18 protein-coding genes are annotated in these 26,768 nt (G+C 35.9%); 12 read left to right on the top strand and 6 right to left on the bottom strand.

What is annotated here, in order from left to right:
* Nucleotides 1-222: 222 nt before the first annotated feature.
* The 4 genes from ACRD62_RS10825 to ACRD62_RS10810 all read left to right on the top strand — a co-directional run bounded on the left by ACRD62_RS10825 (nt 223) and on the right by ACRD62_RS10810 (nt 9,345).
* Complete coding sequence (locus ACRD62_RS10825) at nt 223-3,369, top strand: SusC/RagA family TonB-linked outer membrane protein (protein ID WP_430820127.1); 3,147 nt, start codon at nt 223-225, stop codon at nt 3,367-3,369.
* Between the two features lie 21 nt (nt 3,370-3,390).
* The gene (locus ACRD62_RS10820) at nt 3,391-4,977 is read left to right on the top strand and encodes a RagB/SusD family nutrient uptake outer membrane protein (protein WP_430820126.1); all 1,587 of its coding nucleotides are present in this window, start codon (nt 3,391-3,393) and stop codon (nt 4,975-4,977) included.
* Nucleotides 4,978-5,837: 860 nt separating this feature from the next.
* Nucleotides 5,838-7,931, top strand: coding sequence for a tetratricopeptide repeat-containing sensor histidine kinase (locus tag ACRD62_RS10815; RefSeq protein WP_430820125.1), 2,094 nt, complete (start codon nt 5,838-5,840; stop codon nt 7,929-7,931).
* Nucleotides 7,932-7,956: 25 nt separating this feature from the next.
* A complete protein-coding gene (locus ACRD62_RS10810) occupies nt 7,957-9,345 on the top strand; it encodes a sigma-54-dependent transcriptional regulator (RefSeq protein WP_430820124.1) in 1,389 nt (462 codons plus the stop codon).
* Between the two features lie 75 nt (nt 9,346-9,420).
* On the opposite strand, the gene ACRD62_RS10805 is transcribed toward ACRD62_RS10810, so the two are convergent.
* The 4 genes from ACRD62_RS10805 to ACRD62_RS10790 all read right to left on the bottom strand — a co-directional run bounded on the left by ACRD62_RS10805 (nt 9,421) and on the right by ACRD62_RS10790 (nt 15,766).
* On the bottom strand, nt 9,421-10,875 hold the full coding sequence (locus ACRD62_RS10805; RefSeq protein ID WP_430820123.1) for a monomeric [FeFe] hydrogenase: 1,455 nt from the start codon (nt 10,873-10,875) through the stop codon (nt 9,421-9,423).
* 26 nt (nt 10,876-10,901) lie between these two features.
* Entirely contained in the window at nt 10,902-12,089 is a 1,188-nt protein-coding gene (locus ACRD62_RS10800; RefSeq protein ID WP_430820122.1) for a SpoIIE family protein phosphatase, read from the bottom strand.
* Entirely contained in the window at nt 12,079-13,803 is a 1,725-nt protein-coding gene (locus ACRD62_RS10795; protein ID WP_430820121.1) for a [Fe-Fe] hydrogenase large subunit C-terminal domain-containing protein, read from the bottom strand. Before ACRD62_RS10795 ends, ACRD62_RS10800 begins: the two co-directional genes overlap by 11 nt.
* 181 nt (nt 13,804-13,984) lie before the next feature.
* The gene (locus ACRD62_RS10790; protein WP_430820120.1) at nt 13,985-15,766 is read right to left on the bottom strand and encodes a sigma-54 interaction domain-containing protein; all 1,782 of its coding nucleotides are present in this window, start codon (nt 15,764-15,766) and stop codon (nt 13,985-13,987) included.
* Between the two features lie 311 nt (nt 15,767-16,077).
* Between ACRD62_RS10790 and ACRD62_RS10785 the strand changes: the two genes are divergently transcribed.
* The 6 genes from ACRD62_RS10785 to ACRD62_RS10760 all read left to right on the top strand — a co-directional run bounded on the left by ACRD62_RS10785 (nt 16,078) and on the right by ACRD62_RS10760 (nt 21,979).
* Nucleotides 16,078-16,761 (top strand): energy transducer TonB, encoded by a 684-nt coding sequence (locus ACRD62_RS10785; RefSeq protein WP_321407944.1) that lies wholly within the window; start codon nt 16,078-16,080, stop codon nt 16,759-16,761.
* Between the two features lie 404 nt (nt 16,762-17,165).
* Nucleotides 17,166-17,843, top strand: a complete 678-nt coding sequence (locus tag ACRD62_RS10780) for an energy transducer TonB (RefSeq protein ID WP_430820119.1) — start codon at nt 17,166-17,168, stop codon at nt 17,841-17,843.
* Nucleotides 17,844-17,982: 139 nt separating this feature from the next.
* Nucleotides 17,983-18,996, top strand: coding sequence for a DUF4837 family protein (locus ACRD62_RS10775; protein ID WP_430820118.1), 1,014 nt, complete (start codon nt 17,983-17,985; stop codon nt 18,994-18,996).
* A gap of 82 nt (nt 18,997-19,078) precedes the next feature.
* On the top strand, nt 19,079-20,095 hold the full coding sequence (locus tag ACRD62_RS10770; RefSeq protein WP_430820117.1) for a tetratricopeptide repeat protein: 1,017 nt from the start codon (nt 19,079-19,081) through the stop codon (nt 20,093-20,095).
* Between the two features lie 101 nt (nt 20,096-20,196).
* Nucleotides 20,197-20,388 carry a sporulation protein Cse60 gene (locus ACRD62_RS10765; protein ID WP_321407951.1) on the top strand — a complete coding sequence of 64 codons (192 nt, stop codon included), beginning with the start codon at nt 20,197-20,199 and terminating at the stop codon, nt 20,386-20,388.
* A 157-nt stretch (nt 20,389-20,545) separates the two neighbouring features.
* The gene (locus tag ACRD62_RS10760; protein ID WP_430820116.1) at nt 20,546-21,979 is read left to right on the top strand and encodes a sodium/proline symporter; all 1,434 of its coding nucleotides are present in this window, start codon (nt 20,546-20,548) and stop codon (nt 21,977-21,979) included.
* On the opposite strand, the gene ACRD62_RS10755 is transcribed toward ACRD62_RS10760, so the two are convergent.
* Nucleotides 21,924-23,300, bottom strand: coding sequence for a glycoside hydrolase family 1 protein (locus tag ACRD62_RS10755; protein ID WP_430820115.1), 1,377 nt, complete (start codon nt 23,298-23,300; stop codon nt 21,924-21,926). The genes ACRD62_RS10760 and ACRD62_RS10755 overlap by 56 nt on opposite strands.
* A 187-nt stretch (nt 23,301-23,487) precedes the next feature.
* On the opposite strand from ACRD62_RS10755, the gene ACRD62_RS10750 reads away from it, so the two are divergent.
* Nucleotides 23,488-24,201 carry a phosphatase PAP2 family protein gene (locus tag ACRD62_RS10750; RefSeq protein ID WP_430820114.1) on the top strand — a complete coding sequence of 238 codons (714 nt, stop codon included), beginning with the start codon at nt 23,488-23,490 and terminating at the stop codon, nt 24,199-24,201.
* Between the two features lie 18 nt (nt 24,202-24,219).
* Nucleotides 24,220-25,017: a patatin-like phospholipase family protein gene (locus tag ACRD62_RS10745; RefSeq protein WP_430820113.1), complete on the top strand. Its 798-nt coding sequence runs from the start codon at nt 24,220-24,222 to the stop codon at nt 25,015-25,017.
* On the opposite strand, the gene ACRD62_RS10740 is transcribed toward ACRD62_RS10745, so the two are convergent.
* On the bottom strand, nt 24,992-26,206 hold the full coding sequence (locus ACRD62_RS10740) for an ATP-grasp domain-containing protein (RefSeq protein ID WP_430820112.1): 1,215 nt from the start codon (nt 26,204-26,206) through the stop codon (nt 24,992-24,994). The two genes, ACRD62_RS10745 and ACRD62_RS10740, sit on opposite strands and share 26 nt — an antisense overlap.
* Between the last annotated feature and the right edge of the window lie 562 nt (nt 26,207-26,768).

Here is a 26,768-nt window from a genome sequence, read left to right as displayed (position 1 = left end):
AAATAATTATTTGCGTCTATGTGCATATTTCAAATTATTACAATATAGTCGAAATTAATTAGAACCTTTTATAATAAATAATGGTTATATTACACATTAATTTATGTGTATAAGTATTTATGATAAGATTTTGTTGATTTTGTTATATAATCTAATATCTTTATACTCTAAGTTTGTGTATATTTTAAATTAGTCCTATTTATTAATTAAAACCTTTCATCTATGAAGAAAGTTCTACTTGTACTTTCGTTATTGGTTATTGTTGGTTTGCAGGCATTAATTGCCCAGACTACAGATATAACCGGAGTTGTAACTGATGAAGCAGACGGTAGTGCTATACCGGGTGTATCAGTTTTTGTTAAAGGAACTACTATTGGTACCGTTACCAGGGTAGATGGTAGTTATAGTTTGTCAGTTCCTAATGATGCCACTACTTTAGTGTTTTCTTTTGTTGGAATGAAAACTCAGGAAATCCAGATTGATGGACGTTCTGCAATAAACGTAGTTATGGTTTCCGATGCTTTCGGTGTTGAAGAAGTTTTGGTTATTGCCTATGGAACAGCCAAAAAGGAATCTTTAACCGGTTCTGCAGCTGTAATTGGGGAGAAGCAAATTGAATCCCGTTCTTTTTCTTCAGTTGCACAGGTTCTTACTGGGTCAACAACAGGTCTTCAAACGACTGCTGGATCAGGTCAGCCAGGTAGCTCTCCTGATATTCGTATTCGTGGTATTGGAACACTTAACACTTCAGCTGATCCACTTATTATTTTAGACGGGATTGAGTACTCTGGTAGTCTTGCCAGTATTAATCCTGGAGACATTTCTTCTATGACTGTTTTGAAGGATGCTTCATCAACGGCTCTTTATGGTTCTCGTGCTGCAAATGGTGTAATAATTATAACCACCAAAAAAGGAAACAAGGGTGATGAAAATATGAAAGTCAACATAAAAGCTCAGGCTGGTTTGATTAATCATGCCCTTCCTTACTACGAATCAGTAAATGCAAAAGATTATTATGAATTGCAGGCTGAAGCATTTGCACAAGCCAGATTTCAGGCAGGTACGGCAAGCACAATAGAAGAATCAAGAGGCTATGCATATGAAAATATTTATTCTCAGTTGAGATATAATCCTTTTGTTGGAGTTGCCAATGATGCTATTTTAGGTTCCGATGGAAAGATCAATCCGAATGCTACTGTCGGACTTCCTGATCTTGATTGGTACGAAGCTGCCAAACAACAAGGTTACAGACAGAATTATGATCTTAGTCTGAGCGGAGGTAGTAAGAAAACAAGCTATTTTTATTCTATTGGATATCTGGACGAAAGAGGTTATGTAATCAAGTCAGATTATGAACGTTTTAGTTCTCGTTTAAATATAGATTTCGATGCAAAAGATTGGTTACAATTAGGAACAAGTTTAAATGCTACACTTGTTAATAGTAATATCGGATCATCAAATTCTGCTACTTACTCCAATCCATGGAGAAATGCCAGAATGACGGCACCTATTTATCCTGTCTATTTGGTTGATCAGACAACTGGAGAGTATATACTTGATGGAGCCGGGGAAAAACAATACGATGATGGATCAGAGTATTCAAGACCAATTAATCAGGGACGAAATGCTATTGCTGAATTAAACTGGAATAGTGATGATTTCAAAAGAAATGAATTTGGTAACAGATCTTATGCGAAAATTACTTTCATGCCAGGTTTGACTGCAACTATTAATGCTGGTGTTGATATTCAGAATTATCAATATAAAGGTTTTGAGAATGAGAAAATTGGTGACGGTGCGCCAACTGGTAGAATGGATGAAACCCGTTACACCAGAACTGTAATAAATTTCAACCAACTTCTTAATTATGAAAAATCGATCAATGATGTTCATAATTTCTCAGTACTTGTTGGTCATGAATCATTTTCAAGAAAATATACTTACCAAAGAGGATTTAAGAATCAGTTTATTGTTAGTGGTATTTATGAGTTGAATAATTTTGTAAATACATCAACAAATACCAGTTATACAACAGATAAAACTTTAGAGGGTTATCTTTCCCGTGTAAAGTATAACTATGATAATAAATACTACATTGAAGGTTCTTTCCGCCGGGATGGTTCATCAGCTTTCCATAAAGATGTACGTTGGGGTAATTTCTACTCTGTTGGAGGTAGCTGGAGGATTGACCAGGAACAATTCATGAATTCAGTGGATTGGGTGAATAGTTTGAAAATTAGGGCTTCTTACGGTGAAGTTGGAAACGACGACACGGGAGACTATGGTTATCAGGCTCTTTATGAAACTTTTCCTAATGCTGAGAGCCCAGGTATTAAATGGAGTACGGTTGGAAATACTGCATTAACATGGGAGGTAAATAAGACCTTTGATATTGCTACGGATTTTGCATTGTTCAATAGGGTAAATGGTACAATTGAATGGTATAATCGTAAATCAGATGACTTACTATATAGTATGCCTTTGGCGTCTTCAATGGGTTTGCTTGAGCAACCTAGAAATATAGCAGCAATGGTTAATAGTGGTTTAGAAATTACGTTGGAAGGTGATATTGTTAGAAATTCAGATTTCACATGGAACCTTAGCCTAATGGGATCAACCATTAAAAATGAAATAACTTCTATTCCTGATCCTTTTGTTAATGGTACCAAAAGATGGTCAGAAGGTCATTCAATCTATGATTTTTGGTTAAGAAAATATTATGATGTAGATCCTGAAGATGGTGCGACCAGATTTCACGTTTGGGAGGATGTAGCCAATGAGGATGGAGAAGTCATTGGAACACAACTTGCATTTGATGAAAACGGAGATCCCGTTTTGACAAAAGATTCTAATGAGGCCGGTTATGGTTATGTAGGAGCCTCTGCATTTCCTAAATTGCAAGGTTCAATAGGAAATAACTTTAGATTTAAAGGTTTTAATCTGAATGTGTTGTTAACATACTCATTAGGTGGAAAAATGTTGGATGGTATTTATCAAGGTATGCTTATTGCAACAGCAGGTGAATCTTTACATCCTGATGTGAAAAATTCCTGGATGAATCCTGGAGATGTAACTGATTTTCCAAGGTTACAATATTCTAACTCGCATTTATATGCAACATCTGATTATTTCCTAATTTCATCTGACTATTTGAATATCAGAAATGTTACGTTGAGTTATGATTTCCCACGAAGAATTTTGAATAATTGGGGAGTGGGACAATTAAGTATGTTTTTGACAGGTGAAAACCTTTACTTATTCACAGCTAGAAAAGGAATGAATCCAACTTTCAATTTCAATGGAACGCAGGATGAGTTTGCTTATAATCCAAGCCGATCTATCATTTTAGGTTTTAATTTGCAGTTTTAATCAATAGAAAAGAATACTACAATGAAGATAAAATATAAATTTCTACCAAAATCGCTAGTCTTTGCGTTAATTCTGGGTTTAAGCTCGTGTAGTGAAGATTTCTTGCAAATTGTTCCTACCGATTCAGTATCAACGGAAATAGCGTTAGGATCAACAGATAACATGATGCTGGCATTGAACGGTGTTCATCGTGCTATGTATGCTCAAAATGGATATGTTAGTAATTACGCAGGACAACAATTTATGATACCGACAGCAGAATATGCTGCAGGAGATGCATTGCACTCTGCCCAAGGTAATGGTTGGTTTAATGCTATGTTGAAATGGACCATGCATACAAATGCTACCAGGTCTGATTTGGAATACATATGGTTTTTTAATTACAACATTATTGGCTCAGTTAATAATATTATAAATGCAGCAAACGGACTTCAGGAGTCGGATGATCTGAATAATATTTTAGGTCAGGCATACACTTATCGTGCTTGGGCTCATTTTAATCTGGTTCGTTTCTTTGGAAAAGCTTACATGATTGGTAATCCATCTACAGATTTAGGAGTGCCTGTAATGCTGGCTACTGAACCTCCTTATGAAGGCTTGGCTCGTAATACTGTTCAGGAAGTATACAATCAGATTACTTCTGATCTAAGTTCAGCAATTACTTATTTTGAGGGTGCATCTTCCAGAGAGGATTTGTCACACCTGAATATAGATGTTGCTAAAGGGATTGCAGCAAGAGTGTATTTGACTATTGGTGATTGGGCAAATGCTGAAAAATTTGCCAATGAAGCCCGTCAGGATTACTCCCTTATGAGTGAATCTGAATATAAATCTGGTTTTAATACAATAAACAATCCAGAATGGATGTGGGGATCGAAAATGATCCAGGATCAAACTTCCTATTATTATTCATATTTCTACTATTGTTCGAATAACTTTAATGGTTCACAAAATAGAAGTAATCCTAAATTTATGAATCATAATCTATATGATTTAATGTCGGAAACTGATTATCGTAGAGATTTGATATTGAAGGATTGTCCAAGTACTTTTGATGAATGGGATGAGGGAGCAAATGAAGGAAGATATGCCAGTGAAGCTGAGTACGATGCTGCCATTTCAGAATATCGTACAATAGTTAACAATGCGAGTTCTCATAATATGGTTCCATACATGCATATCAAATTATCGCAATCAGATGGCCCAACCATTACTCCTATGGATGTTCTTCATATGAGAGCAGCAGAAATGTACTTGATTCAAGCTGAAGCTGAAGCTCGTCAAAATAAGAGTGGTGAAGCTCAAACTACCTTATTTGAATTGGTATCAGCAAGAGATGCAGGTTACGTTAAATCAACAAATACTGGACAAGCTTTGGTTGATGAAGTTTTGGTTCAAAGACGTATTGAATTGTTCCTTGAAGGGCACCGTTGGTTCGATATGCTTAGAAATGATGAAGAACTTGATTTGACAGGTAGTGGTGCAAGTCCTGACCTTTACTTGACAGGTTATCAGCAGGCTAAGCCAAGTGAGAACCCACAGTGGTTGTTCTTAATTCCACAAAGAGAATTAGATGCTAATTCAAATATGGTTCAGAATAAGTACTAAAATTTGAATATAGATTTAAAACCTGGAGTGTATGCTAAATAAGTAAAACCTTCGAGGTAAAATATTTATTAGAAAGGCTGTTCTATATTTTAGAATAGCCTTTTTTCTGTTTTTAACTATTATATATCAATCTTATCAGTTTCTAATAAAATAGAATCAAGAAAGAGATGTGTTTTATTTAAATGGATAGCTAAAAAATATTGTCAATTTAGGAACTTATCAGTAATAACTTGATAGAGGATCGAGAGAAGTGAATTTGGTTATATAAGTATAACGGTTGTTGATAAAGATTATCATCAAAGGGAATTTCTACATGAAGTTGTAGATGAGGTTTGGCCTAAAAATATATAGAGCCGGTTCGCCAAAACCAGCTCTACACCTTTATCACCATTATTAACCTAACCTTTGTTAGGAGAATTCTTTATTCTTTTTTGAAAAACCTTTATTTAAAGATTTTATATCACCACATTGCAAATGTAATCTCTTTCGTCATATAATTAACGATAAATATCGGTAATTTTAGTACGTTAATTATAAGAATTTTTATTAAACTACTTAATCATCACTCTGACAGCAATTTAGTATTGCTGGAATAAGTGAGCATTTTGGTCGATTTGATAAAAATCATAATTCTTATTGATCTTAACCTTAAAGACTTTGCTTTAAGGTTTCTTCTTTTGAATGGTTAATTATATACATCTTCTAGTACGATAAATCTGAGAAAAAGGTTCTGATTTAAACATTAACAATTAACCACCTTAAATTTTTGTATTATCTGTAGCCTCTTTAATTAACGAAGTATTTCTTTATTTAATTTTATTATTTTTATGCTAAAATAGCCAATACGTCAATCTACCTAAATGTGTCCGAGGATTTCAACCAACAGAGTTTTTTGCTTGTTTCTTTTACTATTGATCGTTTCAGTATCAACGATATTAAAGGCTCAAACAGATCAGGTTAATGAGTTGCAGGGGAAGCTCAAAAATGCTTCTGTTAAGGAACAGGTAGATATATATAATCAACTTTCCAAAACTTATCTATATAGTGACCCTCAAATGGCTATCAAATATGCCAGACAAGCTTTGCAACTGGCTATTCAGCATAAAGATAAAAAAGGGGAAGCTGAGGCATATAACAATCTGGGAATGGGTTATTATTTTGTCAATGATTATGAGCAGCTTTTAGTGTCTTATCGAAAATCTTTAAGTTCATACAGAGACATAGGTGATAACAGAAGTATGAGTAAGCTTTCAACTACTTATTTCAGATTAAAACAGTCGGAAAAAGCGTTGAAAAGTTATAAACGTTCGCTAAATCTTTATATAAAAGAAAAGGATTGGAAGAATATTACTGAGACTTATAAACAGATGGCTGATGTTTATAAAAACATTGCAGATTACAGAATGGCACTATCATACTACAAGCAGGCTCTCGATTTAGTGGAAGACAGAGAAGATGAAGAAAAACAGAGTGACAGGGTTAGATTACTGGGCGAGATTGGTGAGATCTTCTTTTATGAGGAACAGTATGATACTGCTTTGGTCTACTATCATCGAATGGAGTCTATTCTGGATAATATGGGAGATCATCGAAGTAAATCTATTTTACAAAGCAATATAGCAAATGCTTATTTTTATAAGGGAGATATGGATCAGTCATTCAAGACCTATCTTCAGGTTCTTGATTATCAGATTGAGCATAATGAGCATTGGGAAGCTGCAATGAGTCTGTTGCATATTGGAATGATTTATTCTGAATGGAAAGATTTTAAAAATGCCATTAAAAGTCACAAACAAAGTTTGGCATTAGCTCAGAGTATAAATCAGGCAAATGATCTTATCAGGGATAATTATCTCGCGTTATCACAAATATATGAAGAGCTGAACGATTTTAAAAAGGCTTATGAATACCGGATATTATACTCAAAATTATCGGAGTCGGTGATGATGGAAGAAAATGTCAGCAACTTTGTTGATGTATGGGGCTTACAGGAATTGGAGGAAAAAAAGAAAGAAAATGAAATACTTCAGGCTAAAAATAAGAACTATTTATTAGAGTTGGAGAAAGAAAACCTTGTTCGTTGGAGACTCTTATTCGGGTCTACCATCCTGATAATTTCCATTTTGGTCTTTGTTATTTATTATCGCTACTATCTGAAACGTGAGGAAAATAAGAACCTGGAAAAACGAATTGCTGAAGCTTTAAAGAAACAGGAAGAGCAGCAACAAATAATCATGCATCAATCCAGCCTAACCTCGTTAGGTGAACTGGCTGCAGGAATTGCGCATGAAATCAATCAACCCATCCAAAATATCTCATTATCGACTGAGAGTATTAAATATGAACTATCGGAAGAAAGTCCTAACAAGGGTTTTATCAACCAATCGGTCGAAGAAATATTTGAAGATATTGTTAGAGTTAGGCAGATTGTTGACCATATCAGAATTTTTAGCAGTGGTCAGAAAGATGAAGTAGAAGAAGAATTTGATGTTAGTGAATGCGTGAAAAGTGCAGTTTCAATGATCGGTAATCAATATGCCAATCATCATATTAAACTTGGGCTTAATCTGGCGGATAAATTACCCTTGGTTCTGGGAAATCCGCATCGTTTGGAACAGGTAATTCATAATTTGTTATCCAATGCAAGAGATGCTGTGGAAGAGCGGAAAATGAAGGAAAATGACCTTCAGATGGAAGTGAACATTAAAACTCATTCGGATCAAAAACAGGTATATCTTGAAATAATTGATAATGGTATAGGAATACAGCCTAATCGGAAAACTGATATTTTTCTTCCTTTTGTTACAAGCAAACAACTGGGTAAAGGTACTGGTCTAGGACTATCCATCTCTTATAGCCTTATTAAAGAAATGAATGGCAGGATTGAAGTAGAAAGTCAGCGTGGTAAGGGAACACGAATGATAGTCGTATTACCTGTTTTTGATAAAAAATAAACTAGAATATTATCTGCAAAAATATATGAACAGACTGAAAGTGCTTATACTTGATGATGAATCAAGAATCACCGAGAAGCTTAAATATCATCTTGAGAAAAGAAATTTTGAAGTAACAACTGCCAATACACCCAAAGAAGGATTGGTGAAGTTAAGTGAAGAAAAGCCGGGAGTTCTTATCTTGGATGTAATGCTTCCTGGAATGAATGGTTTGGATATACTTGAAAAAGTAAAGGGAGAATATCCGAATCTTGAAATCATCATGATAAGTGGTTATGGTGATATGGATATGGTAATACAAGCCATGCGTAAAGGAGCTTCTGACTTTATTCGCAAACCCTTTCAGATAATGGATATTCAACTGGCTATTGAACGTACAGAAAAGTTTTTAGCCATGCAATCAAAGCTGGAGGAAGCCGAAGACCGTGAAGAATTAGTTTCGAAGGAACTTGAGAGCATGATTGAAAAAGATTTTATCGGAGACAGTCCTCAGATTAAAAAAGTGTTGAAAATGGCGCTTAAAGCAGCTGAAGATGGTGATGTCAATGTACTTGTTACAGGAGAAAACGGAACGGGAAAAGAGATTATATCCAGGATTATTCATTATGGAAGTCCACGTAAAAAGAAGGTTTTTGCACCAGTAAATAGTTCAGCAATTCCGGCAACTTTGCTCGAGAGTGAATTTTTTGGTCATGTGAAAGGTGCTTTTACGGATGCAAAGGATGAGAAGAAAGGATATTTCGAATTGGCAAATAAAGGAACGCTCTTTCTGGACGAGATTGCAGATATGCCTTATTCGTTGCAGGCTAAATTACTAAGAGCCATTGAAGAAAATATGATTAAACGAGTAGGTAGTAATCAGGAAATACCCGTTGATGTAAGGATCATATCAGCTACCAACAAGAATATTGAACAGCTGATTGAGGATAATGAATTTAGAATTGACCTGTTTCATCGTATTAATACCATAGAGATTAATATACCACCGCTTAGGGAGAGGAAAGAGGATATTCGTCCTTTATTAAATCATTTTGTTGAAAGTTTTGCCCGTAAAAAAGGAAAAACTAAACCCGGTATTTCTGAAGCTTTGGTTTTAAAATTGGAACAGTATCATTTTCCGGGCAATGTTCGTGAATTACGTAATATGGTAGAACGAGCAATGATTCTGTCTGATAATGATACTTTGCAACCGGAAGATTTTCTTATTAAAGGTGATGCAACTCCTAAGATTGAAAAAGTTGTCTCAACCGGAGGATTAAACCTGGATGAAAATGAAAGAACATTGATCGAACAGGCATTGAAAGAGTCGGATTTAAATCAAACGAAAGCAGCCACTTTGCTGGGTATCAGTAGAGATGCGATGAAGCGAAAGATTAAAAAGTTCGGTATTGAAATTATTAAAGACCTGCAATAAAAAGAAACCCATTCGAAACGTTTACGAATGGGTTCTTCTAACCAAGGATTATATAAAAACAACGGCCGTGTTGTTCTAATTAATTACTGTTTCAGGTATTAATTCGTTCATTACCTTTTGTAAATTATTCTGACTGATATTGGGAGCTGTAATATTGCCCGGACCGCTGATGCAGCCACCTTCACAAGCCATTACCTCAATAAAATCCAGGTCAGGTTGCTTTTTAGTAAAGGCTTTTAGCAGTTTAATACTTTTCTTATTCAGGCCATTAATAACCTGACTTCTTATTTTTACATCTTTATTCAGATTTAGCAGAATGGATTGATGCACTCCACCTGAAGCAGCAAATCCTCTGTTTTCAGGCTTGAGGTCTTTGTTCACATTTTTTTCATCTGCAAAATTGGCTGGATCAATTTTAAGTGCTGTCCAGATGGATGCAAGTTCTTCGGTTGTTATTACATAGTCAATTATACCAGAAAGGTATGCTTCTTTTCTTTTTGCTAAACAAGGACCAATAAATACAGTGGCATAATCAGGATATAATTTTTTTGCCTTTTGAGCTGTGTAAATCATTGGAGTATGCGTGTGGCTGATATGCTCTTTCAATTGGGGAATATGATTCTCGGCCAGATAAACATAGGATGGACAGCAAGATGTTGTCATAAATGGTTTTTGCTGTTCAATATTTTCAAGAAGTTCTCTGGTCTCTTCCTGTGTTGTCATCTCGGCTCCTTCTGCAACTTCAATTACTTCATCAAAGCCAATGGCTTTAATAGCTTCAAGAATCTGACTGCTCGTTCCCTTATATTGACTCAAAACCGCAGGTGCGACCATCGCTACCATTTTTTGTTTTTGCAGTTTAAGTGTATTGTAAAAATGTAAAACCTGTGATTTTTCGGCAATGGCACCAAACGGACATGCAGTCATGCATTTACCACAATGAATGCATTTGTCAAAATCGATTTGCTCAATTCCGTGTTCATCTTTTTTGATAGCCTTTACCGGACATGATTCTTCACAAGGTACTGGTAAGTATGCGATAGCATGAAAAGGACAAGCTTTTTGACATAGTCCGCAGTTAACACATTTGTGATGATCAATATTAGCTTTGCCATTAATAACCGTAATAGCATCTTTAGGACAGTTAACCTGACATGGGCGTCCTTCACAACCCTGACAAAGGTTACTTACTGTATAGTTGACCTGAACGCAAGAGCTACAAGCCTCATCAACCACCGTTAAAAATTCACCGTTTGATTCAATTCCTTCAATGGCTTTCAAAGCATAATCACGCAAAGGAGTTAATTCATCTTCCTCATCACTGATGTTGAAACCCATTGCTGCCATTATTTTATATTTCAGAACAGCTCGGTCTTTATGAACACAGCATCGGATTGGAGCCTTTGTTCGTGGACGCATTTCCAGCGCTATGCGATCAATCTGATCGAACAAATGATTTGAATCAAGCAGTTGAATAAGTCGGATTAGTAATTCTCTTTTAGTTCTTACAGCGTTGTTGTAATAGGTCATCTGATATAATAATTAAGATGTATTTTTTATAAATATTCGATGGTAACGGTCTTTAAGAATTTGGATTCTAGTATGCCGGCTATCTTTTTTATGACATTTCTTCTTATTTCCAGTTCAACAGGAAGATTGGGGTCCTGATGAGCAATATTAATCTGCGTACCAGCCAGTATGAGTATTGAGTCACTTTTTAATAGGAGGCGAACCATGTCTTCAGCCGGACTGCTACCTTCCACCATATTGAACTTTACTGATTCAAGAATAGATGAGACTTTGCCTAATGTTAAAATACCTTCGGTAATCAAATCAATGCCTTTCATGTTGGCTTTCGGTGGTAAATCCAAATTTATCTGATTGATATTTATATCAATCGGACGATTTAATTCCCTTGAAATAATCTTTGATGTGGTACCTCCGCAAATAACTTTTAAACCTTCAAAAGTGTCGATTCTTTCTGCTAGTACACTGTCGTAATTTTTATAATAAGGAGGACCGGAGGCAAGCACAAGCTTCCGGGGTTCACGGCAATAAATAACCTGACAGGTAGCGTCATCTTTTAATTCATTGGCATCATTGTTTTTGGCCCGTTCCAGAATTTTCTTGGCAAGTTCAAGTGCAGAAATGGCAGGTTTATCATCAACCGAAGTTCTGATAAAATCTTTCAAACCATCTTCACCCCATCCAAAAGGATTTACACGTGTGCCCATTCCAGATTGAGTAATGCCATCTGAAACCATGATGATCCGATCTTCTTTTTCGAGTTTGAGATGTGAATTTTTTACTGTTGCATCTATTGCATCAGGTCGTGTTATCTTTTGTAAAGTGTGATCGGAATTTATAAAATCTCCATTTCGATAGATAAGAACCGAAGGATTATCAAATTCAACCAGATGAGCTTCTCCAAAACAATTGATGTCGATGATACTAAAAGTAGAGTAGCTGATTTTACGTTGCGTATCAACCGGTAAGGTTCGCATGATGAATTCAGAGGTGTGCTTAAGTGGATTGTTCCGGGCAGTAAACTGCAGAGCCATACCTGTTGTCATGGTTGATAAAACATTTGCTTTAACACCAGAGCCCAACCCGTCAGACAGAACGGTAATAAAACGATCCTCATCTTTTAGTTTTCTGGATTCGCAGGAATCGCCACATACATTTTGCCGATACTTGCTTGCCTGACAGGTTTCAGATTCTATGTAGAAATGCTTATTCTGCATGCGTCTTCTCCTGTGTTTCTAAAATAGAGTTAAGCAACGAGTCGGTGTAAGAAGCATTTTCTCCCAATAAGAAAGCTATCTTTTGAACTGTCTCCATGTTTTTATTGATCACTTCTCTGGTTCGTTTTTCAATGATATCTTTCTGGAACTCGGGTTGAGCCATGCCCTGTATTATGCCTGTAACCAGTTTGTGTTTCTGAATATTGAAAATGGATAATTGAAGTTGTTTGCCATATTCTGTAATTGGTATCTCATAATATTCTTTGCCGGTAAGTAATGCTGTTTTAAAAATTGTTGCAAAAGATCCTATTTTGTCAATATGAGCCCCTTTCATTCCTGGGTTTGCATCGTAACAAAGTTGAATATCTTCACCCAACAAACGGGCACAGGCGGCATTCATCTCAACTACCTTATATTCATCATCAAGAACAATAACACCTGAAGGAATTTTTTGAAGTAAGATTGTAGCTTTATGATGTGCCACTTTTCGCATATGAGATACACACATATCAGACTCTGCATGTTTCATTAGCATGGCTTTGGCAAAATCACGACAACTGTCGTAACCACAACCGCCACAATTCAGTTCGTCACTGATTTCAGTTTTACCAATAGTGTGTAAAGCTTCCTTTATCTTGGATTCACTAAACGTTTTTTTGTCAATGGATTTAATATTGAAGAAGTCGCGCTCAATATTAAATGTTCCTTCCCCAACATTGGGTTTAATTTCCTCATTAGTTCGCTTCCGACATATGTTTCTTAATGCCAACTGGTTTTTAATCGAAATTTTTTGCTCCGACATACCCGGGCCATTAATACAACCGGTCTCGCAAGCAAGAAGCTCCAGAAATACAACACCTTCATTTGACTCAGAGTCGAGATTATCTAATATGTTTCTGATGTTTTTAAGTCCGCTGAAACACATGTATTCAGCTTTAGTAACAGGTTCATCTTTATTAATGGTTTCGATCATGCCACCATCAATGGGGTAAATTGTTCCGTGTTGAGCCTTATGCGGGATAAATAGTTCTTCCTCTGATGCATGATGATCGTTTAATGAAATCTTTTCCCGCTCTAACCAATTGTTTAATTCCTTAAAAGTTAAGGCAATGTCTACACAATGGGAAGCTGAGTCTGCCTCTGATTTCTTGCCGATACAGGGTCCAATAAATACTACACCTATATCATTACCATACCATTTTCTGAGTTGCTTTGCATGTGTTAACATCGGCGACATAAATGGAGTAATGGCCAAAGTGTGCTGTGGGTAATATTTTCTAACTAATTCAACAACAACCGGACAGGCTGATGAGATATATGTTCCTGACTGTCGGAAATTTAAAAATTGATGCACTTGTTTCGAAACTTCTTGTGCACCCAATGCTGTTTCTGAAATACCCGCGAAACCTAATTTCTTTAATGCCAGAATAAGTGAGTCGGCCTTGTTGCCATATTCAGCTATATACGATGGCGCCAACGATACATATACCTCTTTTTTATTTTTAATTAAAAGTTTTGTGCGGGCAACACCATCTCTTACTTTTTTTGCATTTGAAGGACAAATGGATACACACTTCCCACAATATACACACATAGAATCAATTACAGAAGCTTTGTTATCTGTAACTTTAATTGCTTTATTGGGACATTCTCTTACACACTTATAACAGTCCTTGCAATCATTTGTCTCGGTATAGATGGGTTGTAAGTTCATGGCTGTTTTAGCTCTACTTAAACATATACTAAAATAATAGCTAAAGCTGTGCCGATAGTTATAATGATCTGTAATACAAATGAATATAAATTAGGATTTGCAGAAGGATTTTAGAGCTTAATGAAGCATGTCCTAATATAGGACAATTTAGGTAATACAAGCGTAATAAAATAGGACAATGTTATAAAATAGGACGCTCTTTGATTAAAGGAATATCATAAGCTTTGGCTTTTAAGTAGAGCGTGTTTCTACTGATACCAAGTGATTCTGCAGATTTGGTGACATTATAATTGAAATGAATAAGAGTGTTGATTATCAATTGTCGTTCGATATCTTTTACTGTTCCTAATTGAGACGGAACAGATTCTGTTCTTACTATAGAGTCCGTTTTTTTCGCTTTCTTCTGTTTTAAAGTTAGCTGATCAAATTCGATGTTTCCATCCAGGTTTACGTATTGCTCTATTGCGTTTTCAAGTTCCCTAATGTTTCCCGGCCAATCGTAGTTTAAGAATTGTTGAAGTGTTGAATATTTTAGAGCTGGTGCCTCTTTCTGAAGGTGAACCGATTTCTTAGACAGGAAAAAACGTATTAATGATGGCAGATCTTCCATCCTTTCCCTTAGTGAAGGAATTCGTAATGGTATAACACTGAGCCTGTAGTACAGATCTAACCGGAAACGTCCTTCTTCCACTTCCTTCTTCAGGTTTTTATTGGTTGCTGCAATAATTCTAACATCAACAGGAATATTTTTATTACCTCCAACTCGAGTAATGGCATTTTCCTGTATAGCTCTCAAAAGCTTCACCTGAAGTTCAGGTTTCATATCTCCAATTTCATCCAGAAAAAGAGTGCCACCGTTGGCTAATTCAAATTTACCCGGATGGCCTCCTTTTTTAGCACCGGTAAACGCACCGGTATCATATCCGAAGAGTTCAGTTTCAATGAGGTTTTCACTGATGGCGCCACAGTTGATGGCAACAAATCCGTGATCCTTACGACTGCTGGCATTGTGCATGCTTTGTGCAAAAACTTCTTTCCCGGTGCCACTTTCAGCCTCTATTAAAACTGTTGAAGGACTATCTGCAATGTTCTGAGCATAATCGACCAGTTTGCGCATTACCTGACTCTTGGCTATGATGTCATTAAAGGTATAATGAGCCTGCATTCCGGTGTATTTATTTATCAAATTGTAAACATTTTCGAGTTTACGCATGGTAAATACCAAGCCAATTAACCTGGATTGAGCTTGATTTAAGATAGGACTAACTGTAATATTATATTTTACAATGCCATCAGAAGTGTTTACCGGAACTTCTTCATTTACATATTTATCACCCGAACTTATTATTTTATAAATGGTTTTCCATTGGTTGATAATCTTATCAATCGGAATTTTAAGTAATTCTCTGCGTCTGATATTAATCCATCGGCAAGCCAGATCATTTGCATACAGAATCTCTCCATTGGTATTTACCGAAAAAATACCCACCCTCAGAGCATTCATCATGGCAAATGTATACTGATTGGTATCTTCCATTTTTTGCTGCATAGAGGCATCATGGAATTCGGCATGTATGGCTTTTTCAATTGCAGCACTTGCAAAGTTTAGCCATGGAAAGTCAATGTCAATCGATGAAATAAGGTAAACGCTGTAAGGCACTTCATAATCCTGATGGTGACAATTGATAATATTATATGCTGATGAAATAGTAGTAACAATTCCTTTGTGACGTTTGGTATCGTTCCACACAATCTTCTGCTCAAAATGATTCCAGTTTTTTCCTTTTAATAAGGCTAAATCAGAATTCTTCTGACTCGAATAGGATGCAACAATCAGGTTTTGTTTATCAACAGCAACAATATAAAAGAAAGTATCTTTCATACTACCGGCAAAATCATCTAAAACCTGTTGTAATAGTTGTAAACTACTCTGTTGATTATTATTCTGATTTTGTTCTGGCATATTTTGCTGGATATATTATACAAAAGTAAGTTTTTTTCAAAAATGCCCTAGTCAATTACGCCCATATGGGCGGGTTTATTTAACAGATTTACATGATTGCTTTTGTTTTGATTAGTTGGTTAAGGTGATGTAAGTGTCACATATTTAAGTATTAGTGATTTTTGTATTTGTTCCTTTGACATTAAATATTTTTACTGGTATACCTCTTGTTATTGATAGAATCAAATGCATCATTCGTTTGGGATTTATACCAGGAAGTGATCTTAGTATTACGCAGATGATGCCAATATGAACCTTTAAATCATTTGCCTATGGAAGTAAAAAAAAGTAAAAAAGCTGACCTGGAAAGGAAAAGAGCCATGTTCTTTCAAATAGGTTTAATTGTCACTTTGGGTGTTGTGTTTGTAGCATTTGAATGGACAACAACCGATATGGCAGCTGGTAATTCGTCATGGGTGGAAGAAGAGATTGTAGAGGAAGAAGCTCCTCCAATCACTCGACAGGAAGAGGTTAAGCCACCTCCACCTCCACCTCCACCACAAATGTCAGATATTATTGAGATAGTTGATAATGATGTGGAATTAGACGAAGAACTGGTTATCGAAGATACTGATGTTGATGAAGACTTTGAAGTTGACATGAGTAAGTTCGAAACCCAGGAAGAAGAATCCGGTGATCCTTTACCGTTCTTCATTCTGGAAGATAAACCCGAATTTCCTGGAGGTGAAAAAGCCTTGTTAAAGTATCTGTCTACAAATGTTAGATACCCGGTTATTTGCCAGGAAAACGGGATTCAGGGGATGGTTTTAGTCTCCTTTATTATTGATGAAACCGGTCAGGTTACCAATGTTGCTGCTACGCGGGCTCAAGATGCCAACTTAGAAAGAGAAGCCGTAAGAGTAGTAAAATCAATGCCAAAGTGGAAACCTGGAAAACAAAGAGGGCGTGCTGTTAAAGTATCATACAGTGTACCCGTACGTTTCAGATTACAATAATTATTAAAGTTTATTACTGTTGTTCCTTAATTTTTCAATGAGATAACGATCTCGTTCTTTTCAAAAAAATTAAAGCCGGTCTGTCCTGAATGACCCTGCAAACTTCCGATTACACGAATCGATCAATCAGGACGGCCCGGCTTTAGTTATGCCTTTTTTTCTGATGGGCGGTTTTATTCAATTTGTCTAGAATAAGCTGCTAAAAACGCCCTGTAGGGCGGGACTAAATACTATAAAAACTAATCAGATTTATAGTTTAAAAAAATACGTAAGATTATAAGATACAGGTATTCAGTGATTAACGATTTTTCTTTAGATGGTTTGTGGTGAGAGATGTGTTTTTGGTACAACCATTGATTTTAGAAAGGCAAGTAACATTTTATTAACTCTTAAACCTTCACGTCATGAAAGTAAAAAAATATAGACACGCCGACTTAGAACGCAAACGTTCAGTTTTTTTTCAAATAGGTTTAATTGTTGCTTTAGCCGCTTCGTTAGCTGCATTTGAATGGACATCTGAGGATGTTACAGTACCAATAATCTATGAAGGAGCTGATCCATATGAAGTAGATTTGATCTTACCTGAACCAATTAAATTGGAAGAGAAAAAACCTGAACCCATGAAAAAGCAGGAAATATTAGCTCCAATAATTGAACTGACAGATAATAATGACCCAAATGCGGGAGAGGTAAATTTTATTTCAGAAAATATTGTTGATGTACCATTTGAAATTCCTGAATTACCGTCAGAACCCGAAGATAACTCAGTTCATATTATTGTAGAAAGAATGCCAGAGCCTGCAGGTGGCATGGAAGGATTAATGAAATACTTTGCCGAAAGTATTAGGTATCCGGTAATATGTGCTGAAATGGGTATACAAGGAAGAGTATATGTTGCATTCGTTGTTGACAAAGATGGTAGCATTACTGATGTAAAAATTATGCGTAGCCCGGATGCTAATCTGTCAAAAGAAGCAGTAAGAGTTGTTAGCAGCATGCCTAAGTGGACCCCTGGAAGACAAGGAGGTAAACCGGTAAGAGTGTCTTATACAGTTCCTGTAAACTTTAAATTACAAAAATAGACTTTCTTCTTTAGCTAACCCTTAACCTATATATAATCAAGTGCCGTGCAAGGTCAATTAAGTTTATTAATAATCCGTGCCTAAAGTGATAGCAACACAAAAAAAGGATGCCTTGTACGGTACTTTTAAATCTAAAGTCATGCGTAATTATCTTTCAAAATCCAATTTTATTCTGCTTTCTGTTGCCATTGTATTATCATTGGTTTTTATAGCAGTATCATGCAATAATACAGTTAATGATATCAAACCTCGTCCTCTTGGTTCACCTGGCGAAGTTCTTTTAGTTATTGATGACGACAACTGGAATACAAACCTGGGAGATACTCTGCGTAACCTTTTGTCAGATGATTTTCCAGCATTACCACAGATCGAAACGATGTTTAAAAAAACCAGAATTAGTTTTTCTGATTTCCAACGCCATTTTCGAACGTATAGAAATATATTATTTGTTTCTGTTAGACCTAACGCCTCTTCCAATAGAGTAGAATTCAGGAAAAATGAGTGGGCTTTAAATCAGCAGGTAGCAGAAGTTATTGCAAAAGATACTAAAGAGTTGGAGGAATTGATTGTTCAAAAATGGCCTAAAATAAAAAGTTTCTTCTATAATGGCGACATTGATGCGCTTGTTAAATCGTACAATTTGGTTTATGAACCTGCTGTGGTAAATCTTGTAAAAGAGGAATATCCATTTAGTTTGCACTTTCCCAAAGGGTACCGTTTAAAAAAGAAGGATAATTATTTTACCTGGATTGTAAATGATAGAATTGATAGTCATCTGGGTGTTTTTGTGTTTCAGTTTTCACTTGATTCAATTGAAAATACAGATGCCAGATCTTTATTAGAATTGAGAAATAAGATATTGTTTGAACAGGTACCCGGAGAACATCCCGGATCTTATATGACCACAGAAGAACATTTTCCGGTTGTTGTAAACAAAAGCAAGTTTGCCGGACGAAAATGGACTGAGTTAAGAGGGTTGTGGAAGGTCGAAGGTGACTTTATGGGTGGTCCGTTTGTTGATTACTTTTATGCCGATTTTGAAAACAATCAGTTAATTATGCTTGAAGGTTATGTATATGCACCTTCGAAGCCAAATAAAGCAGGTTTTGTTAGAGAAGTAGAAGCCGTATTGAAAACTTTTATGCCGGTTTGAATCACAATAACGGGTTGTTAAAGTTTCTTAATCTTCTGGTCTGGACATTGAAATAATTAATAGAAAGACATATACTTACAGCATGAAAAGGTTTCTTTTAATTGTTTTATGTCAGTTGATATTCTGGGTTGGATTTGCACAGAATGATGAAGTTGAGAAGTTGATTGATCAGGGTGTGGCATTGCAAAATCATGGTTTGTATCATGATGCTATCAGTAAGTATAATCAGGCTTTAGCTAAAGATAAAAATAATCTGAGAGCTCAATATGAAATGTCTTATTCTTATCTTGAGTTAGAAAACTATGATAAAGCTATCTATTACAGTTTTGAAGTAGTCAGAAAAAAAACATCACACTACCTTGATGCGTGTATGGTTTATGGTGCTGCACTTGATTACAGCGGTAAAGCCAAAGGAGCTATAAGATTCTATAGAAAGGTTATCAGTGAATATCCCAACGAGTATCTTTTATATTATAATCTGGGGCTGAGTTATTACAAAAATAACGAAACAGAAGAAGCTGAAAAATGTGTGGAGAAAGCTATTCAGCTTAATAAACTACATATGAGCAGTCATCTTCTTCTTTCTTCAATTATGCAAGCAAAAGGTGAAAGGCTAAAAAGTATGTTGCCATTGTATTATTTCCTTTTGTTTGAGCAGGATAGTAAAAGAAGTGTTGATGCCTATAATCAATTACAGAATCTATGGACCCTATCAGCAATTCATAAAGGTAATACAGTTGCTATTTCTGTTGGCTTGAATCCATCGAAGGCAGGCATGTCTGCATTGGAATTAGGAGTGGGAACCATTGCTGCCGGTTATTTAATGGATGAAAAAGATCTGGATTCAGAACCATATTTGAAGATGGCAGAACAAACTCAGGATTTGTTTACCCTAATGAAAGAAGTGGATGTCGCTGATCTGGATTTTTTTGCATTAACCTATATCGATTTCTTTAAAATGCTAACCACAAATGAGCATGAATATGTTTATTCTTACTATATAAGTAATTGCGCATATAAAGAAAAAGTACTGGCCTGGTTAACCGAGAATAATGGTGATTTCTCGAAATTCATGGAATGGATGGAGCTTCAGCAGTAAATCAATGATATTTTGGTCAAAAAATAGAGGATATAATGTATCCTTAAGTTTTTAAGTTCGTAGTAGAAAGAAATAAATGTTGAATTTTAACTTACGAATTTATGAGCAATATTATTACGAAGCATTTTCAATATACAGGTACGGATGACTTTGATGAATCATTGGACGACCAGATCAATAAGTTTATTGTGAAAGAAGGAATTACAACTGATCAGTTGATCGACATTAAATTTAATGGACATTCCGATAAAACAGTGACTGTATATTCAGCTCTGCTAATTTATAAGAAATAAGAATTTTCTCGTACTTGACTTCATATAATAGGTTGGCGAGTAGTAACATAGAAGAGGTAATCACAAGTTGATTGCCTCTTTTTTATTTTCTTATTTAATATCCTTGTAATAAAGGTTTTGGGATAAATTTTATCTTTAGGGGCAAAACCTCAGGCCCATGACTCTTATTTTTGTTTTATACCTGGTTCTTCTCATTATAATAGTGGCAGTTAGTGCTCGAAAGTCTCATACAAATGCTGATTTTGTTATTGGGGGTAAAAAAATTTCAGGGTATTCATTAGCCTTGTCTGAAAGGGCTACTGGTGAATCAGCCTGGTTGTTATTAGGTTTAACGGGGCATGCTTTTGCTGAAGGGATGGCTTCGATATGGGTTGCCTTGGGGTGTGTTACGGGTGTTTTTATTATCTGGTTTACAATGGCTCAGCCCATACGCAGATATACCGAGAAGTATAATGCCATGACGGTTCCGGGTTTATTCATGAAACGATTTCCCGGTAACGACAGGGCTATCAGTATATCAACATCTCTAATTGTTGTCTTCTTTTTTATGCTTTACATTGCTTCTCAATTTGCAGGGGCTGGAAAGATATTTCAGAATACATTTGGCATAGATCCTTTCTGGGGAATGGTTTTAGGAGCTGGATTGGTAACTGTTTATACTATGTTGGGTGGTTTTATAACAGTTGTTGCAACCGATGCTTTTCAGGCTGTATTAATGGCTGTTACCTGTGTGGGATTGCCTATTGTTGCTTATTTTATTGCTGTTGAGAATGGGGTAGATTTAGCAGGAAGCTTTTCTCATTTGCCGGAAATGTATGTAAATTCCGGTGGCTCTGAAATATTCTCTTTAGTATTAATTCTAAACGGTTTGAGCTGGGCCTTTGGCTATACTGGTCAACCTCAGTTACTAACCAGAATGATGGCTTTAAGAAGCGAGAAAGAAACAACGCAGGGTAGAAGGGTGGCTGTTATTTGGACTTCATTGGCTTACACAGGAGCTTTTGCCATTGGTATTTTTGGTTATGCTCTTGCTCAAAAAGGTTTGTTGGGTGATGTGATGCAAACTCTTTTAAATGATTCAGAGAAGATTATGCCAACAATGGTAGTGGTATTATTAAATCCTCTACTGGCAGGGATTTTATTGTCGGGAGCCGTAAGCGCAATGATGAGTACTGCATCATCACAATTGATGGTGGCTTCAACAGCAATAGGTGAAGATGTGACCAATAGCTTTTCAATAAAAAGAATTACTCAGGAGAAAAAGCTATTATTCAATAAAATTTTGATTTTGGTTGTTGGTTTGGTTGCATTTGCATTTGCTATTTCGTTGGAGGAAACTGTTTATAGTTTGGTTTCTTATGCATGGTCGGGTATTGGAGCTTCATTTGGACCAGCTGTTATCTTGTTGCTTTTCTGGAAACGTTTTTCATTGGCGGGTTTGTATGGTTCCCTGTTAGGAGGAACAGTATCTTCAATTATTTGGAAGACGTTTTTGTCAGAATCAACCGGAATCTCAGAGCGCCTATCGAGTTATGTTATTGCTTTTGTGTTGTCTGTTTTATTTTCTTTGTTGTGGCCTCAGAGGAAGTAAGAAATTGTTGAAACCATAATCCAGAATCCTTAATGGTTCTTTCCTGTGTTTTAAAATCATTATAAACCAAGCCAAAGCGAGGTTCAAATCCTTCTTTCCATTCAAAATTGTCTACCAAAGTCCAAACAAAATAACCTTTTACCGGAATATTTTGGGCTTGTGCTTTTAATACATGTTTTAGCATTTTCTGATGATATTTTAACCGGCGTGCATCATGAACATGTTTTGAAACTTTAAAATCGGGGAAACAAACTCCGCTTTCGGAAATGATTATTTTTTTGATTTGCGGATAAGAATGGTAGAATTTCAAAATCTTATATAATCCTTTGGGATAAACATCGAGGTTCATAGTATTCAAATTGGCTTTTCGTTGAGTAGGATGTACCTCGTTAGCAAATAATACCGGCGGTGTAAGACTGTGTTGAGCCACTACTCTGAAATAATATTGTAGTCCGATAAAGTCAAAGTCGAACGCCATTTTATCATCATCCCCTTTTCTAAAATACCTTCTAATAGTGTTGAGAACTGGCATTACATCAGTTGGATAGCCTAAACCCAATAAAGGTTCGAGGAAGAAACGATTTAGTAAAGCTTCAATGCGTTTGGCAGCTTTTCTGTTTTTGGGCAGTTGATTTAGTGGTTTTACAAAAGAACAAGAAAGTGCTACACCAATATTAGCATTTGACTGAATCTTTCGAATGATTCGTCCTCCTGCTGCCAGGCTTAAAACAACATGATGGGCTGCTTTTAAAAACGTGGTTATTCCTTTTTTCTGTGGAGCATGATATCCCATAAAATACCCTAACCCTACAAAGGTCATGGGTTCATTCATTACTATCCAGTTACTTACCTTATCTTTGTATTCATTTACGCTTATTTCAACATACTTGTTAAACCAACCAATTATTTCACGGTTACTCCAGCCTCCTTTGTCTTCAAGAGCCTGTGGTAAATCCCAATGGTAAAGGGTAATATATGGAATCAAACCGTTTTTAAGACAAGCATCAATTACTTTGTGATAAAACTGTAATCCATCTAAATTAATAGCACCTGTACCTTTGGGAATTATTCGAGACCAGCTTATGGAAAATCGAAATACATCCAAACCGAGAGATTTGGCAGTTACTATATCCTGCTCATACATTGTGTAAAATGAAGAGGCGTCGCCTATAAGGTCATTATTTTTTATGTTCTTCGGTTCGGCTGTAAATGTATCCCAGATAGATAATCCTTTTCCATCAGCTCTTGAGTGACCTTCATTTTGAAAGGCAGAGATGGTTGCTCCCCATTGAAAATCATTTCCAAAGTCAGATTTCTTCATTTTAATGTTTCAAAAGCAACGAAAATACGAGAATGGATCACCGATGAGGTTAATTCATTGTTAAGAAAGTGAACTGGATCGGTTATGTCAGAATCTGATGATTTAGTTATGTCTTATCATAATAAATGTCGTTGTGCAAGTAATCAGTTTGCAGGGATGGGATTACTAAAAGATATATCTTTGCGCCATGAAGTGGATGCTTTTGTTAGTTGTTATTGTTTTTAATTTGAATTGTCAGGCTCAGGTTAAACCGGAAAAGGTTGTTGCTGACTTTGAGTCTGATATGATTTATTACCGGAAAAATGTAACCAGACTTTCATTAATAGTTGGAGCAGGTACTGTTTTGTCTTTTGCTATAGATGAGCCTATTCAAAGATACTTACAAAATAATCAAAATGATTTTGCTGATGGTATTGCAGAAGGAGCTAACTTTTTTGGAGAAAAGCTTTTGATTTTACCAGCTGTAGGATTGAGTTGGGGGGCAGGTTATGTTCTTAAAAACGATAAACTGCGGTACACATCATGGAATGCCATTAAATCAATCGCTGTTACTGCATTATCAACCGAGATGATAAAGATCTCTGTTGGTCGTGCCAGACCATTTGTTAATGAAGGTTCTTTTGCTTATAGTCCTTTTAGTAATGAGGATCAATTTAAGTCGTTGCCATCGGGGCATGTTTCGCTGGCTTTTGCAGCATTTACACCATTTGCCGAAAGTTACAGCCGCTGGTTGTATGTGATACCAGCCTCAGTGGCTTATGCACGTATGTATAAAAACAAACATTGGTTTTCGGATGTAGTTTTAGGGGGAGGAATTGGGTTTATCAGTGGCTGGATATTTACTCATCATCCAAAAAGTAAAATTCAGGTGTCTTCAAATGGAATCATTTTTTATTTTTGAGTAATCAAATTGTAAACTATGAAACAGCTGAAGACGATAGAAGAATTCAATATTGGTATTGCTTTGAGTGGTGGAGCAGCTCGTGGAATTGCTCATATCGGCGTTCTGAAAGCGCTGGAGGAGCATGGGATTTATCCGCAAGTAATATCAGGAACCAGTATGGGAGCTATTGTGGGCTTGTTTTATGCCGCCGGATTTACACCAGACGAGATGCAAAAGATTCTGCATGAAGAAAAGTTTTATAAGATTTTAGGTATCAGTTTTAAACCCACCGGACTTTTTAATCTAAATCCGTTAAAAGATATATTTGAGGAAAAGATCGGTCAGAATGACTTTTCTGTTCTTAAAAAGAAGTTCTTCGTTGCGGTTTCTAATTTAAATACAGCCAGGGTTGAGGTTATTAGTAAAGGGCAAAACTTGTTTGAATATGTAATTGCATCAGCATCTATTCCTTTTGTTTTTCCGGCTCAGCAGATCAATGAACAGACTTATATCGATGGCGGATTGTTTAATAACCTTCCGGCAGAGTGTTTATTGGGGCGTTGTGATCGTATTATAGGGGTTAATGTCAATCATAACGGAATAGTCGAAGAAGTCAAAGGAGCAAGGGCGATAGCAGAACGCTCATTCTCACTTGCCTTGGAGCAAAATGTTAAACTTAGTCGAAATTATTGTGATTTTTACATTGAGCCCCGCAAGCTTCGTAACTTTTCGTCATGGGAATACGATAAGGTTGATGAGTTGGTTGAGATTGGCTATGTGAAAGCCATAAAAAGCATTAAGCAGTTTATTATTCCTGAATTGCAGAGTCATTAGTATTAGAATGTATTAGACCCCATGCTGCAAACTGCTGATTTTCTCCATATGAACTTAAAGGAATAAAACCTTCGGTTATCTTACCATCTTTTATTTTTACAGGATGATCTTTTATTTGCTGAGAAAAGAACTCTTTCGCTTTTCCAGTCTTAAATACTTCAATCTGCCAGGTTCCAATGCTACCCTGGTGAATACGTTCCTTAAGTTTCATGTTGATAAGTCCCATATTGCATCTTAGGTTGGCTTCGATGAGAGGATGAAATTTCAATTGATTATTATTATCCAGCAAAAAGATGGAGTCAACACCAACCGGGCCGTTGTATTTTTTATGAAGACATGTATTTTGCATTGCCTGGGCAACTTGTTGAGCTGTTTCTATAATCCAGGTTTCGTCTTTAGGTAATAATGATTGAATAACCTCAGGTGTTCCAATATGCTCTTTTTGAAATTTACCTTTGCAATCTGAATCAAAGTAATTCAAACCCAAAAAATGATAGTTGTCTTTTTCAACGATAAACTGTAAAGAGGCGTCTTGTACTTTATTATAGATAGGTTCAGCAATCACATAACCGTGCAATTTTATTTTCGCTTCTATCCAGGTTTGATTCCGCGTAATTTCTTCTTTTTGTCTGATAAAAAGTAATCCTCTTCCCGAAGAACTATATAGAGTTTTTAAGATGATGCCATCCGGGTATTGATTTAATAACATTTCCAAGGGTTGTAAATCAACAATTTTAAGAGGTAAAACAGGTTGAAAACTTATTTCATGTTTGAATGGCAAAGTTAATTTCAGATATTCGGTAAGTATTTCAAGGCTTGTTTGTCGACTGAAAAGCAGCTTTGTTTCTGGGTTATTGAAATTGTATTCAATATTAAATTGCTTAAGTCGTTGGGCAATTACGGGGCTCCATCCCCAAGGATTAACCTTATAGTTTTTAGATAATTTATTTATTTTATTCCACGATAGATATTTTGGTTGGTTAAAGCCGGCTTTGTTCCAGAATTCGACAAACTCTTGATAATCTTTATTTTCTGTTAATAAAATGTCATTCTCAGATGCCATCAATGACATTAATGGTGAGATATCAACTTCAAATTTGCGAAGAGAAACGGGTGCCATATAACTTATTGTGCCATTCTCCACTGCCAGGTCGCAGGTAGGATTATAAATAAAGATGTTGTTATCCATTTTGTCGTTGATATGTGCAGCAAAAGTAGTTTAAAAGGATATTATAAATTGAAAAGATGAGTTCGAATAAAATAAACTAAAAAAGATTACACCCTAACCCACACCAAACCAGCTTAGAAACACAAATTAACAGAGTTGATTCAAAAAAAGAGTGCATTTTGATTTGGAAGTTTAGAAAAAACTGCCTTATTTTGCACCCGCTTTTGAGAACAACGGTTGTCATGAAAAGCAGACGGGGCGGGCGATAGGCTGGTCTTGAAATAATGAAAGCAAAGAAAGTTTTTGACAGAAAGATAAGATTTAGTAACTTGTTTTTCTGGCTCCAAAAAAAGGTTTTTAAGAGGCGAAAGAAGGGTTAGGGATTGAAAAAGAACGACTCGAAAAAAAAAAGAAGAAAAAACTTAAAAAAAGATTTGGAGCTTAAATAAAAAACTTCTTACCTTTGCAGCCGCTTCTTAAACGAGAGGGGTTAGAAAGGATAACGGATTGAGGCAGTTAAGTGCTGAAAATTCACAAGAGCAAAAGGCTCAAAAGATCTTTGAAAATATTGAATAGTACCTAA

Origin of the sequence: Carboxylicivirga caseinilyticus (assembly GCF_050589785.1) — a bacterium.
Lineage (GTDB): Bacteria > Bacteroidota > Bacteroidia > Bacteroidales > Marinilabiliaceae > Carboxylicivirga > Carboxylicivirga caseinilyticus.
This window is presented reverse-complemented; position numbering and strand designations above follow the sequence as displayed.